9 protein-coding genes are annotated in these 12,301 nt (G+C 66.3%); 4 read left to right on the forward strand and 5 right to left on the reverse strand.

What is annotated here, in order from left to right; all coding sequences use genetic code 11:
* Positions 1-140: 140 nt before the first annotated feature.
* Both QM590_RS02200 and QM590_RS02205 read left to right on the forward strand, forming a co-directional pair.
* Positions 141-953: an FAD binding domain-containing protein gene (locus QM590_RS02200; RefSeq protein WP_269593474.1), complete on the forward strand. Its 813-nt coding sequence runs from the start codon at positions 141-143 to the stop codon at positions 951-953.
* Positions 950-3,664: a molybdopterin-dependent oxidoreductase gene (locus QM590_RS02205; RefSeq protein ID WP_269593473.1), complete on the forward strand. Its 2,715-nt coding sequence runs from the start codon at positions 950-952 to the stop codon at positions 3,662-3,664. Before QM590_RS02200 ends, QM590_RS02205 begins: the two co-directional genes overlap by 4 nt.
* On the opposite strand, the gene QM590_RS02210 is transcribed toward QM590_RS02205, so the two are convergent.
* The 3 genes from QM590_RS02210 to QM590_RS02220 all read right to left on the reverse strand — a co-directional run bounded on the left by QM590_RS02210 (position 3,636) and on the right by QM590_RS02220 (position 6,049).
* A complete protein-coding gene (locus QM590_RS02210; RefSeq protein ID WP_032376860.1) occupies positions 3,636-4,073 on the reverse strand; it encodes an Lrp/AsnC family transcriptional regulator in 438 nt (145 codons plus the stop codon). The two genes, QM590_RS02205 and QM590_RS02210, sit on opposite strands and share 29 nt — an antisense overlap.
* Before the next feature lie 81 nt (positions 4,074-4,154).
* Positions 4,155-4,865: a CPBP family intramembrane glutamic endopeptidase gene (locus QM590_RS02215; RefSeq protein ID WP_068051435.1), complete on the reverse strand. Its 711-nt coding sequence runs from the start codon at positions 4,863-4,865 to the stop codon at positions 4,155-4,157.
* A complete protein-coding gene (locus QM590_RS02220; RefSeq protein WP_269593472.1) occupies positions 4,865-6,049 on the reverse strand; it encodes an NAD(P)H-binding protein in 1,185 nt (394 codons plus the stop codon). Before QM590_RS02220 ends, QM590_RS02215 begins: the two co-directional genes overlap by 1 nt.
* A gap of 54 nt (positions 6,050-6,103) precedes the next feature.
* Here QM590_RS02220 and QM590_RS02225 point away from each other — a divergent pair, with 54 nt between their 5' ends.
* Entirely contained in the window at positions 6,104-6,709 is a 606-nt protein-coding gene (locus tag QM590_RS02225; RefSeq protein WP_068051439.1) for a ribulose 1,5-bisphosphate carboxylase large subunit, read from the forward strand.
* Between the two features lie 10 nt (positions 6,710-6,719).
* On the opposite strand, the gene QM590_RS02230 is transcribed toward QM590_RS02225, so the two are convergent.
* Complete coding sequence (locus QM590_RS02230; RefSeq protein ID WP_269593471.1) at positions 6,720-7,241, reverse strand: DnaJ family domain-containing protein; 522 nt, start codon at positions 7,239-7,241, stop codon at positions 6,720-6,722.
* A 106-nt stretch (positions 7,242-7,347) separates the two neighbouring features.
* Positions 7,348-7,599, reverse strand: a complete 252-nt coding sequence (locus QM590_RS02235) for a modification methylase HgiDII (RefSeq protein ID WP_068051442.1) — start codon at positions 7,597-7,599, stop codon at positions 7,348-7,350.
* Between the two features lie 96 nt (positions 7,600-7,695).
* On the opposite strand from QM590_RS02235, the gene QM590_RS02240 reads away from it, so the two are divergent.
* A complete protein-coding gene (locus tag QM590_RS02240) occupies positions 7,696-12,273 on the forward strand; it encodes an ATP-dependent helicase (RefSeq protein ID WP_411741261.1) in 4,578 nt (1,525 codons plus the stop codon).
* The last annotated feature ends 28 nt before the right edge of the window (positions 12,274-12,301 follow it).

The raw sequence follows: 12,301 nt of genomic DNA on the forward strand, positions 1-12,301 counted from the left end.
TTGTTTCGTGCGAGTTTCGGGCGTATCGCCGAACGACCGAAGATCGGTAACAGATACTCACTACAGTTCGAAGGGACACATCGGGTGTTGGATCTGTCGGCGTGGTGGATCTGCCGGCGAGAACGAGGTGAACGAAGGCCATGGATCTCGGCACTGTCGACGACATTCTGCTTCCCGGCTCCCGCGCGGACCTTCCGCCCGGACGCGCGGACACCGCCGTCCTTGCCGGCGGTACCTGGCTGTTCTCCGAGAAGCAGGACCACTTGGCCACCCTCGTTGATGTCACCGCCTTGGGCTGGGAGCCGTTGACCGTCACCGAGACCGGGCTCGAGATCGCTGCCACCTGCACCATCGAGACCTTGGCGCGCTACTCCTCTTCGTGGCCGGCCACCGCATTGTTCCCCCGCTGCGCAGCGGCGTTGTTGGCCTCGTTCAAGATCTGGAAGACCGCCACCGTCGGCGGCAACATCGCGCTGGCCCTGCCTGCCGGAGCGATGATCTCGTTGACCGCCGCTCTCGACGGTGTCGGGCAGGTGTGGTCGGGTGATGGGCCCGATCACGACTACCGCATCGCGATCGCGGACCTGATCACGGGCCCGCACGCCAACGCCCTTCGACCGGGAGACGTGCTGCGCAGCATCGATATTCCGCTGCACGCACTTCAGTCCAGAACGGCGATGCGCAAGCTCGCACTGTCACCGCTCGGGCGATCGGCCGCCGTGGTGATCGGGCGAGTCGACGACGGCGGCGAATTCGTTCTGACCGTCAGCGCATCGACGGTCCGTCCGTTCGTTCTGCGCTTCCCCGGCCTACCGACGGCGGGCGAACTCGACGACGCTCTCGCCGCCACCATCGGTCCCCAGCACTGGTACGACGACCCCCACGGGGCTCCGGACTGGCGTCGACACATCAGTTGCACTGCAGCGCAGCAGATTCGCGAGGAGTTGTCATGATCGTAGACATCAACGGTGTGCCGACCGATGTCACTCCGCGGCCCGGTCAGTGCCTGCGCACCCTGCTCCGCGAACACGACCACTTCGAGGTGAAGAAAGGGTGCGACGCAGGCGACTGCGGCGCATGCTCGGTGCTCGTCGACGGCGAACCGGTGCATTCGTGCATCTTCCCCGCGTTTCGTGCTGCCGACCGGTCCGTCACCACCGTCGCCGGACTCGGTACACCGGACGACCTCCATCCGATGCAGAGCCGATTCGTCGAAGCCGCCGGTTTCCAGTGCGGATTCTGCACTGCGGGAATGGTCGTCACCGCCTCGACGCTGACCGAGGAAGACCTGGACGAGCTTCCCGAACGGCTGAAGGGAAACCTGTGTCGCTGCACCGGGTATCGCGCCGTGTCCGACGCCGTCTGCGGTGTGGTCAACACCGAAAAGTCCGTCGACGGTCCGGCGTGTGGACGGTCGCTCGCGGCACCCGCCAGCACGCGGATCGTCACCGGAACCGAGCCATACACACTCGACCACACCCCTGCCGGGTTGCTGCACGCCAGTGTTCTCGGAAGTCCACACGCGCATGCCCGGATCGTCTCCGTCGATACCACCGCGGCAGAGCAGGTGCCGGGGGTGCACCTGATCCTGACTGCGAAAGACAGTCCGGCGAAGGCATTCTCGACGGCCCGCCACGACCGCCGCGTCGATGATCCGGACGACACCCATGTGCTCGATACCGTTGTGCGCTTCATCGGCCAGCGAGTGGCGATCGTGGTCGCAGAATCGGTTGCAGCAGCCGAGGAGGGGTGCCGCGCTCTTGTCGTCGAGTACGACGTGCTGCCGGCAGTGTTCGATCCGGAGTCCTCGCTCGCACCCGATGCGCCGAAGATCCACGGCGACAAGGACGCGACGGCGCGAATAGCGGATCCGTCTCGCAATCTGGTGGCCGAGCTGCACGGCAGTACCGGGGACGTCGACGCTGCCGTTCGCGACGCGGCGGCGGTGGTCACCGGCCGCTGGACCACGCAGCGGATTCAGCATGTGCACCTGGAAACTCACGGCACCATCGGTTGGTTGGACGAGACCGGAAAACTGAATCTACGCACCAGCACTCAGGTTCCTTTTCTGGTGCGCGACGAGATCTGCGAGATCTTCGGTTTGGCACGCGATCGTGTTCGCGTGTTCACCGCGCGCGTCGGCGGCGGGTTCGGCGGCAAGCAGGAGTTGCTCACCGAGGACGTGGTGGCACTGGCGGTACTGCGTACCGGTCGACCGGTGCAGTTCGAGTTCACGCGCACGGACGAGTTCACCGTGGCACCGTGCCGTCATCCGTTCCGCGTCGATGTCACGGCCGCCGCGAGCGCCGACGGCACGCTGACCGCCCTGTCGATCGACGTTCTCACCGACGCCGGTGCCTACGGGAACCACAGTGCCGGTGTGATGTTCCACGGCTGCGGCGAGTCGGTGGCGATCTACCGGTGCGCCAACAAACGGGTCGACGCAAAGACGGTGTACACCAACAACATCCCGTCCGGAGCCTTCCGCGGCTACGGGTTGGGACAGGTGATGTTCGCGATCGAATCGGCGATGGACGATCTGGCGCGAGAGATCGACGTCGATCCGTTCGAGTTCCGCAGACGCAACGTGATCGTCCCCGGCGACGACATCGTCGCCGCCCACCACGAGGGAGACGACCTGCAGTTCGGCAGCTACGGCCTCGACCAGTGCATCGACCTTGCCGAAGCCGCTCTGCGTCGAGGCAACGGCGAGCACGCACCGGCGGGCTGGAAGGTGGGCGAAGGAATGGCGGTGGCCATGATCGCGACCATTCCCCCGCGCGGCCACCGCGCCGAGACCTCGGTGGCACTGCTACCCGAGGGGCGGTACGAGATACGCGTCGGGACTGCGGAATTCGGCAACGGAACCACCACCGTCCACACTCAGATCGCGGCGAGCGAACTGGGCACGTCCGTCGACCGCATCGGTGTCGATCAATCCGACACCGACTCGGTCAGCTACGACACGGGCGCATTCGGTTCGGCGGGCACCGTGGTGGCAGGCAAGGCCCTGTATGCGGCGGTTCGCGCGATGTCGGCTCGGATCCTGGATCTGGCCGCCACGGCGACCGGACACCGAAATTCGGACTGCACACTCGGACCGGAGGGCGTGCGCTGCGGAGATCGCTTCGTCACCCTCGACGACATTCTGGCGATGGCGGGAGGCACCCTCGTCACCGCAGGCAACAGTGGCGGGCTGCCGCGTTCGCTCGCGTTCAACGTGCACGCGTTCCGGGTGGCGGTGCACGAGGACACCGGCACCGTGAAAATACTGCAGTCGGTGCAGAGCGCGGACGCCGGAACCGTGATGAACCCGCAGCAGTGCCGTGGTCAGGTCGAGGGCGGCGTCGCACAGGCGATCGGTAGCGCGCTGTACGAGGAGATCCGCACCGACGGTGCCGGTCTGGTCACCACCGATTCGATTCGTAGCTACCACGTTCCGCAGTTCGCGGACATTCCTCGCACCGAAGTTCTGTTCGCCGACACCTACGACCGTCTGGGCCCGTTCGGCGCGAAGTCGATGAGCGAGTCTCCGTACAACCCCGTGGCACCGGCTTTGGCCAACGCCATTCGCGACGCCGTCGGTGCCCGGCTGTACGACCTACCCATGTCGTCAGACCGCGTCTGGCGGGCAGTCAGCGGTCGTAGAACGTCTGCAGAATGATCGTGCTGCGCGTCTGCACGTTGGCGGTTGCCCGGATCTCCTGCAGCAAGCGTTCGAGCGCCCTCGGCGATTCGACTCGCACCAGCAGAACGTAGCTTTCCTCACCGGCAACCGAGTGACACGACTCGATGGCCGACAGATGCTTCAACCTGGCGGGGGCATCGTCCGGTTGGGCCGGATCGATCGGAGTGATGGCGACGAATGCCGACAGCGGACGGCCGAGGGCCTCCGGATCGACCTGGGCCGTGTATCCACGGATGACGCGCCGGGACTCCAGCCGTCGAACCCTCGATTGAACGGCGGACACGGACAGGGAAGCCTTTTCCGCCAACGTCGCCAAAGTAGCGCGTCCGTCGGAGACAAGCTCGTCGATGATCAAGCGATCGACGCGATCGAGATTTTCACTCACCTGCGCAATGTAGCCCAGATCCGAGACGAATCAGCGGCCACATCCGTTTCTGCTGGTCGAATCGGTGCTTGTGCCTCTTTTTCACAGGAACAGAGGGGGTAGGGCGAGGACCATGACCGCCGACCAACTGACGTGCGTGAGAATCGGAGCCAGGATTCCGCCGGACGCACGCCTCTGCAGACCCATCACGTAACCGAGCAGGACAGCCGCGAAGCCCAGCATCGGATTGCCGGATGCGAGGGTGGCAATGGCGTAGATGACGGTGGAGATGATCACCGGATGCTTGACCCCGATGGCCGAGTACAGGGCTCCCCGGAAGAAGATCTCCTCGGCGACGCCGTTGAGCAGCGCGATGAAGACGATCAGAACCAGTGACCCCACCCGGGCGTGTGCGAGCACGTTCTCGGTGAAGTCGGCCAGCGGCGGGATCTGCCGAACCACGAGTCCGCCGAGCAAGAAGACTCCGCCCACGGCGAGTCCGATCAGGATGGGGGTGACGATCGGCCGTCTGATCGACCCGCCGACCTGGATACGGCCCAGGTGCAGTGGTCCGGACGCAAATCCACCGATCGTCCAGACTGCGGCCAGCACCAGCGTCAGCGCATAGAACGTCGGGTCACCCGGCTCCGTCTTGAGCGAGAAGTACAGCACCGTCGCGCCGATCACCAAGGTGATCATCACGACGATTCGGCGCTTGCGAAACGCAGCGTCGGACTGTCGGTGATCGCGCTCGACCGGATCGACCAGAGCGGACTTCATCACGTTGAGCGCGGTCGTGGACCACGTTCCCATCACGCCTCCTCGGTATCGGTCAGTCGGCGTACGGCCGACCTCGCGCGTCGATTCACGTCGGCTATCACGTCGAGATTGGTGCGCACCGCTGCCGCGACGGGCTTGGCGTACAGCAGCCGACGCCCGCCGAGGGCTTCGATCAACCCCCAGGTGCGGTCCGAGGACGCCGCGACACCGCGACGCCTGATCCCCAGAGCGTCACCGCCGCTCCAGGCCGCGTCGGTGCTCGCGAGCCGAAGCGGATCCTTCAGGGCACACACACCGGGAGGGTCACCGACCATTCCCCGCACACTACGGGCCATGGCGTCGGCAATCGTGGTGAGACCTCGGGGAGGGTCGGGCACGAGTTCACGAATCCGACTCTCCGACGTCGTCATCGTGTTGTGCAGCGAACCGACGAGATCTTCGGCGAGTCCCGCGGGAACCGGAATGATCTTTCCGATGACCTTGCCTGCGAGCGAGGTCGGCACCAGCGGCACCGGAACGCCGATGCGCTGGAGGCCGGCAGCTTCGACGTACGCGAACACCAGATCTCGATACGGCACCACATCCGGCCCACCGATGTCGTAGGAACCCGCCGGGACTGCATCGGTGTCGGCGCTTGCGAGCAGATAGTGCAGCACGTCGTCCACGGCAATGGGCTGCACGGGCTCGGCGAGCCAACTCGGCAGCGGCAGCACCGGCAAGCGGTCGGCGAGGTAGCGCAACATCTCGTACGACGTCGAACCTGCACCCAGGACGATGGCCGCTCTGAGCCAGACCAGCTCGACGCCGTCCACCGTCAGAGCCTCGCCGACGTCCGCCCGGCTCGCGAGGTGCTCCGACAGCTGGTCGTCATCGGGTACGAAACCACCGAGGTAGACGATTCGGCGTACTCCCGCCCGCGCCGCCGCCGCGGCGAACTGCTCGGCAGACCGCCGGTCCTGCGCGCGGTAATCGGACTCGCCGATGGCATGCACGAGGTAATAGGCCACGTCGATGTCGCCGGACTGCGCGAACGCGGCAGCGCAGGACTGTTCGTCGGTGACATCGAGCGAGACTGCGGTGACGGAGTCGAAGAAGTCGAAGGTCCGCAGGTTGTCCGGCGTTCGGGAGCCGACGACGACCTCGAACTCGTCGGCCAGCAGAGCTGCCACCAACCGCGACCCGATGTACCCGCTGGCACCGGTGACGAGAGCTCTCATGCTTCGAGGCTAACGGCACTCGGGGCGTTGTGTCGGTGTGGCATTGTCGCTCCTATGGCTCTGGTCTTGGCAGGTGTGGTTCTCCCCGATCCCCTCGGTACCGAAACTGTGCTCCGGCGAGGAGTCGCGGTCGCGCGGGCCGGTGCGGGCTGGATGCTCACCACGACCGCTTTCGCGCTTACCCTGCCCGGCCGAATCGAAGCACTGCTGACGCGCATTGAGATGTTGATGACACGTATCGATCACGTGATCGACTCCGCCGACGCCGTGGTCGCCAGCGTGCAGCGGACAACCGGGGCCGCGGACGAGGTGGTCGCGTCGGCGTCGGTCGCCTCACACACCGCGCTGGAGCTGATCGAGTTGTTCGATCCCATCGCCAAGAAGTCCGAGCCCATGGCCCGCAAGTTCGTCGACAACCTGTCCGAGGAGGAAGTCGACGCCGCAATCGCGATGGTCGATCAGCTCCCCGGACTCCTCGATCACATGGAAGCGCTGCTTCCCATTCTCGCCACCCTCGACACGGTGTCCCCCGAGATTCACGAACTCCTCGGAGTCACCAAGGACGTTCGACGTGCGGTCATCGGCATTCCGGGATTCAAGTTCTTCCGCAATCGCGGTGAGGACAAGCTGAACGAGGAGCTGCGAGACGAAGAGAACTAGGCGCTCGGGCTCAACGCCTCCGGGCGATCCTCGTGCGCAGTCGCGTCCACCAGGACGGTGGGTTCGAACCCGCCGGATTCGTTGGTGTCGCGGGCGACTGCGCCGCATGCTCGCGGGCCAGTCGGTCGACCTCGGCGCGGTTGATCCGCCAGCTCTCCATCCAGTTCTCGACGTCCACCGGGCCGAGCGGCACGATCGGCGGCGTCGGGAACCGAATCCAGTCGACGATGCGAGCGTTCAACTCGTCCAACACCTCTCGTGCCGAATCCTCGCGCCGAATGCCGATCAATGTCGACGGCAGCCGCTCGATCTCCTTGCGCAGCTGCAATGCGGTGGGCAGCAAGGCGTCGGCGGGCAGGTTCTCCCGTTTCAGGTAGCCCCGCACCCACCACAGCTCGTCGCCGGGATCGCCGACCGGGATCGGCTTGCCGGTGCCCTCGAGGCCCTCGAACGCACCGTTGTCCTGCGCCTCGCGAATCTGCTTGTCGACCCAGGACTCGAACGTGACTCCTGGTTTCTTGCGTTCGGTCACCCCGTCGACTGTAGATCCGGTGCCGGGCTCCGCGCCACGGCTGCGAACACGACGAAGCCCCGACCCACGTAGGCGGGCCGGGGCCGGTGTCGCGCAGCGGTCCTGGTCAGCCGTACTCGGCGACCAGTCGATCGAATTCCTCGCGGTCGATGACCTGAGGCTCGTTGATGGCGAGAGCCTGCGCGTATTTGCTCGCCAGGTGGTAGTCGCGGCCGAGTGGCCCGTGCTCGGCATCGTCCTCGTCGGACTGGATGCTCGCGCCCGGAGGCACCTCGTTCTGCAGGCCGTTGGTCTTGCTGCCGAGCAGAGCGTCGAGTTTCGCGGAAATCTTCTGCATGATCTCTTGGTCGTCGGTCATGGGGGCGGTGTACCCGAATCGCTCGAATCGACACCGCCGCACGCTCGGGAAACGGCGTGAGGGTTATCTGTCGGTGCCCGGGGGCATGATGATGGGATGGCCAGGCAGAGTACGGGCACCGACGCAGCGGGCGAGCTGTCGGTGATGCAGAAGTTGTCGCGGCCGACCCGGGAATGGTTCACCGGCGCTTTTCCCGCTCCGACGTCCGCACAGTTGGGCGCGTGGTCGTCCATCTCGAGTGGTTCGCACACCCTCGTGGTTGCTCCGACGGGGTCGGGCAAGACGCTCTCGGCCTTCCTGTGGGCCCTGGACGAGCTCGCGCAGCTGGGTGCGGACAGCACCCGCAAGACCAAAGTCCTCTACATCTCGCCGCTCAAGGCCCTTGCCGTCGACGTCGAGCGGAACCTGCGCGCTCCCCTCGTCGGCATCACCCAGACCGCCAAGCGCCTCGGCCTGAACCCACCGGAAATCTCGGTCGGTGTGCGATCCGGCGACACCAGCGCCGCCGACCGCAGGAACATGATCAAGACGCCGCCGGACATCCTGATCACCACCCCGGAATCGCTGTTCCTCATGCTCACCTCGGCCGCGCGAGACATCCTCGCCGAGGTCGACACCGTCATCGTCGACGAGGTACACGCCGTCGCAGGCACCAAACGTGGCGCACACCTCGCGGTGTCTCTCGAACGGCTCGACGCGATGCTGGACAAGCCGGCTCAACGCATCGGCCTGTCCGCGACGGTGCGACCCCACGAGGAAGTCGGCCGCTTCCTGGCCGGTGCCGCTCCCATCGAGATCGTCGCTCCGCCTGCACCGAAGACGTTCGATCTGACGGTCCAGGTGCCGGTCGAGGACATGACCGAACTGGGCGTCACCGACCCGAATGCGGACACCTCGGCCGCTCCCCCGGCGCAGGGATCCATCTGGCCCCACGTCGAGGAGAAGATGGTCGATCTCATCCTCGAGCACAAATCGTGCATCGTCTTCGCCAATTCTCGACGTCTCGCAGAGCGGCTGACTGCGCGGCTCAACGAGGTGTACGCCGAACGGATCGGCGACGGCGTCGAGACCGAGCACAAACCGCCCTCGCAGGTCGGCACTCCCAACGACGTGAACCACGGTGCCGATCCGTTGCTGGCCCGGGCCCACCACGGCAGCGTCAGCAAGGATCAGCGCGCGCTGATCGAAGACGATCTCAAGACCGGCAGGCTGCGCTGCGTCGTCGCCACCAGCAGCCTCGAACTCGGAATCGACATGGGCGCGGTCGATCTGGTCGTCCAGGTCGAAGCGCCGCCATCGGTGGCGAGTGGGTTGCAACGCGTCGGACGCGCGGGTCACCAGGTCGGCGAGATCTCCAAGGGCGTGTTGTTCCCCAAGCACCGGACCGACCTGATCCACTGCGCCGTCACCGTCGAACGCATGACGTCGGGCAAGATCGAGGCGTTGTTCGTTCCCGCCAATCCACTCGACGTGCTGGCGCAGCAGACCGTGGCAGCCTGCGCCCTCGAACCGATCGACGCCGAGGACTGGTTCGATTCCGTCCGTCGCACAGGCAGTTTCGCCACCCTGCCCCGATCTGCCTACGAGTCGACTCTCGACCTGCTCTCGGGCCGCTACCCCTCGGACGAGTTCGCGGAACTGCGGCCGAGGCTCGTGTGGGACCGCGACGCCAACACTCTCACCGGCCGTCCCGGGTCGCAGCGACTGGCCGTCACCTCCGGTGGCACCATCCCGGACCGCGGCCTGTTCACCGTCTACATGGTGGGCGAAAAGCAGTCCAGGGTAGGCGAACTCGACGAGGAGATGGTTTACGAATCGCGAGTGGGTGACGTGTTCGCTCTCGGTGCCACCAGCTGGCGGATCGAGGAGATCACCCACGATCGGGTGCTCGTCAGCCCGGCGTACGGCCAACCCGGCCGGCTCCCCTTCTGGCACGGCGACGGCCTGGGCCGGCCGGCCGAACTGGGCCAGGCCCTGGGCGAGTTCCTGCGTACCACCACCGATCGCAGCAACTTGGCCGACCGGCTGAGCTCCGACGGTCTCGACGCCAACGCGGTCAACAACCTCATCGCATTGCTCGACGAGCAACTCGAGGCCACCGGCCAGCTCCCCACCGACAAGACGATGATCGTCGAGCGGTTCCGCGACGAACTGGGCGACTGGCGGCTCGTGCTGCATTCCACCTACGGTCAGCAGGTGCACGCGCCGTGGGCCCTCGCAGTCGGCGCGAGGCTGATCGAGCGGTACGGCATCGACGCCGCCCCCACCGCATCCGACGACGGCATCATCGTCCGGCTTCCCGACACCGACGACCAGCCACCGGGCGCAGAACTGTTCGTCTTCGAGCGCGACGAGATCGCCGACATCGTCACCGAACAGGTCGGCGGATCGGCTCTGTTCGCATCGAGATTCCGCGAATGTGCCGCTCGCGCACTGCTTCTCCCCCGCCGCAACCCGGGCAAGCGTGCGCCCCTGTGGCAGCAGCGCCAGCGTTCGGCCCAGCTGCTCGACGTGGCACGCAAGTACCCGACGTTCCCGATCCTGCTCGAGACCGTCCGCGAGTGCCTCCAGGACGTCTACGACCTCCCCGCCCTCGAGGACATCCTGGCCAGAATCGGCCGACGCCAGATCAGAATCGTCGACGTCGAGACACCGTCACCGTCGCCGTTCGCCAATTCGCTGCTGTTCAACTACGTCGGCGCATTCATGTACGAGGGCGACAGCCCGTTGGCCGAACGCCGTGCCGCCGCACTGTCACTCGACTCGGCGCTCCTCGCCGAGCTGCTCGGACGCGTCGAACTTCGAGAGCTGCTCGACGACAGCGTCATCACCACCACCGAACTCGAGCTACAGCGCCTCCCCGAGGACCGCCACGCCAAGGACATCGAAGGCGTCGCAGACCTGCTGCGACTGCTCGGTCCGCTGACCGTCGAGGAAGTCGGCCTTCGAACCGACGGCGACGAATACCCGCAGTGGCTCACCGAACTCGCCGACGCCAAGCGGGCGATGGAGGTCTCGTTCGCCGGCAAGAACTGGTGGACGGCGATCGAGGACGCCGCGCGGCTGCGCGACGCACTGGGCGTCCCGCTTCCCATCGGAACTCCGGCCGCCTTCATCGAACCCGTCGACGACCCGCTGGTGGACCTGATCAGCCGGTACGCCCGAACCCACGGACCGTTCACCCTCGACGACGCGGCGGCGCGCTTCGGGGTGGGCACCGCCGTGGTACGCGACGTCCTGCGCAGACTCGCCGTCGACAAGCGCGTCGTCGAGGGCGAATTTCGGCCCGGAGCCACCGGCAGCGAATGGTGCGAGGCCGAGGTCCTCCGGCGTTTGCGGCGGCGGTCGCTCGCTGCGGCCCGGCAGGAAATCGAACCCGTCTCCACCGCCACCCTCGGCCGCTTCCTGCCGGCGTGGCAGCACGTGGACAGCCGGCGCCTAAGCGGAATCGACGGCGTCGCGACCGTCATCGAACAACTTGCGGGCGTTCCTGTTCCGGCATCGGCCTGGGAATCACTCGTGCTCTCGTCGCGGGTGACGGACTACAGCCCGGCGATGCTCGACGAACTGACCTCCACCGGGGAGGTGTTGTGGTCGGGGCACGGCGCGATCTCGTCCAAGGACGGCTGGGTGAGCCTGCACATGGCCGATACTGCTCCGCTGACGCTCGTACCGGCCGCCGAATCGGACTTGTCGGAGTTGCAGATTCGTATTCAGGACGCCGTTGCGGGCGGCGGCGCGTACTTCTTCCGCCAACTCTCCGACACCGTCGGCAGTACCGACGACACCGCTCTGCAGGCTGCACTGTGGGAGCTGGTGTGGGCTGGCCGTCTGAGCAACGACACGTTCGCCCCGCTGCGCGCGCTGTTGAACTCCACGACCACCCGCTCGGCCCCGAGCCATCGAGCACCGCGTCGTACACCGCGGTTGCGCTCGTACCGGCAATTCGAGCGCCCCTCGCTCCCGACCCGCACCGGGCCGCCGACGGCGGGTGGACGATGGTCACGATTGCCCGAGCTCGAACCCGACCTGACCGTCCGCGCCCATGCGACCGCCGATGTACTGCTCGAACGCTACGGCGTGGTGACCCGCGGTTCGGTGATGAACGAGGGCGTGCCCGGCGGATTCGCCACGATGTACAAGGTGCTCACCGGATTCGAGGATTCCGGTCGCTGCCGTCGCGGCTATTTCGTCGATTCCCTCGGCGGAGCGCAGTTCTCCACCTCCGATGTGGTGGACCGGTTGCGCAGCTACGACGAACCGAAGAAGAACGCCACCGCCGTCGTGCTCGCGTCCTGCGATCCGGCCAACCCCTACGGCGGAGCACTGCCCTGGCCGAAAGCAGGCAGCGGCGAGGCCGGTGTCGGAGACAAGCCGGACGAGACGACGAAGCATCGGCCGGGTCGCAAGGCCGGTGCACTGGTGGTCCTCGTCCGAGGCGAATTGACGATGTTCGTCGAACGCGGCGGAAAGTCGGTGCTGACGTTCGGTGAGAACACCGAGGACATCAGCGCTGCAGCAACCGCATTGGCGGCCACCGTTCGCCGCGGCGGAGTCGACAAGCTACTCGTCGAGCGGATCAACGGTCACGACATTCACGGCACGGACTTCTCCAAGACCCTGACCGAGGCCGGTTTCTCGGCGACCCCACGCGGCCTTCGTCTGCGTCGCTGAAGCACCGCAACACTCCCCAGGAACGAGA

The organism is Rhodococcus sp. IEGM 1372 (assembly GCF_030056835.1).
Lineage (GTDB): Bacteria > Actinomycetota > Actinomycetes > Mycobacteriales > Mycobacteriaceae > Rhodococcoides.

Bases quoted from the DNA above. Each gene is read 5' to 3' on its own strand.
- QM590_RS02225 (WP_068051439.1), top strand. From the start codon at position 6,104: ATGGCTCTGGTCTTGGCAGGTGTGGTTCTCCCCGATCCCCTCGGTACC.
- QM590_RS02205 (WP_269593473.1), top strand. From the start codon at position 950: ATGATCGTAGACATCAACGGTGTGCCGACCGATGTCACTCCGCGGCCC.
- QM590_RS02235 (WP_068051442.1), bottom strand. From the start codon at position 7,599: ATGACCGACGACCAAGAGATCATGCAGAAGATTTCCGCGAAACTCGAC.
- QM590_RS02215 (WP_068051435.1), bottom strand. From the start codon at position 4,865: ATGGGAACGTGGTCCACGACCGCGCTCAACGTGATGAAGTCCGCTCTG.
- QM590_RS02200 (WP_269593474.1), top strand. From the start codon at position 141: ATGGATCTCGGCACTGTCGACGACATTCTGCTTCCCGGCTCCCGCGCG.
- QM590_RS02220 (WP_269593472.1), bottom strand. From the start codon at position 6,049: ATGAGAGCTCTCGTCACCGGTGCCAGCGGGTACATCGGGTCGCGGTTG.
- QM590_RS02240 (WP_411741261.1), top strand. From the start codon at position 7,696: ATGGCCAGGCAGAGTACGGGCACCGACGCAGCGGGCGAGCTGTCGGTG.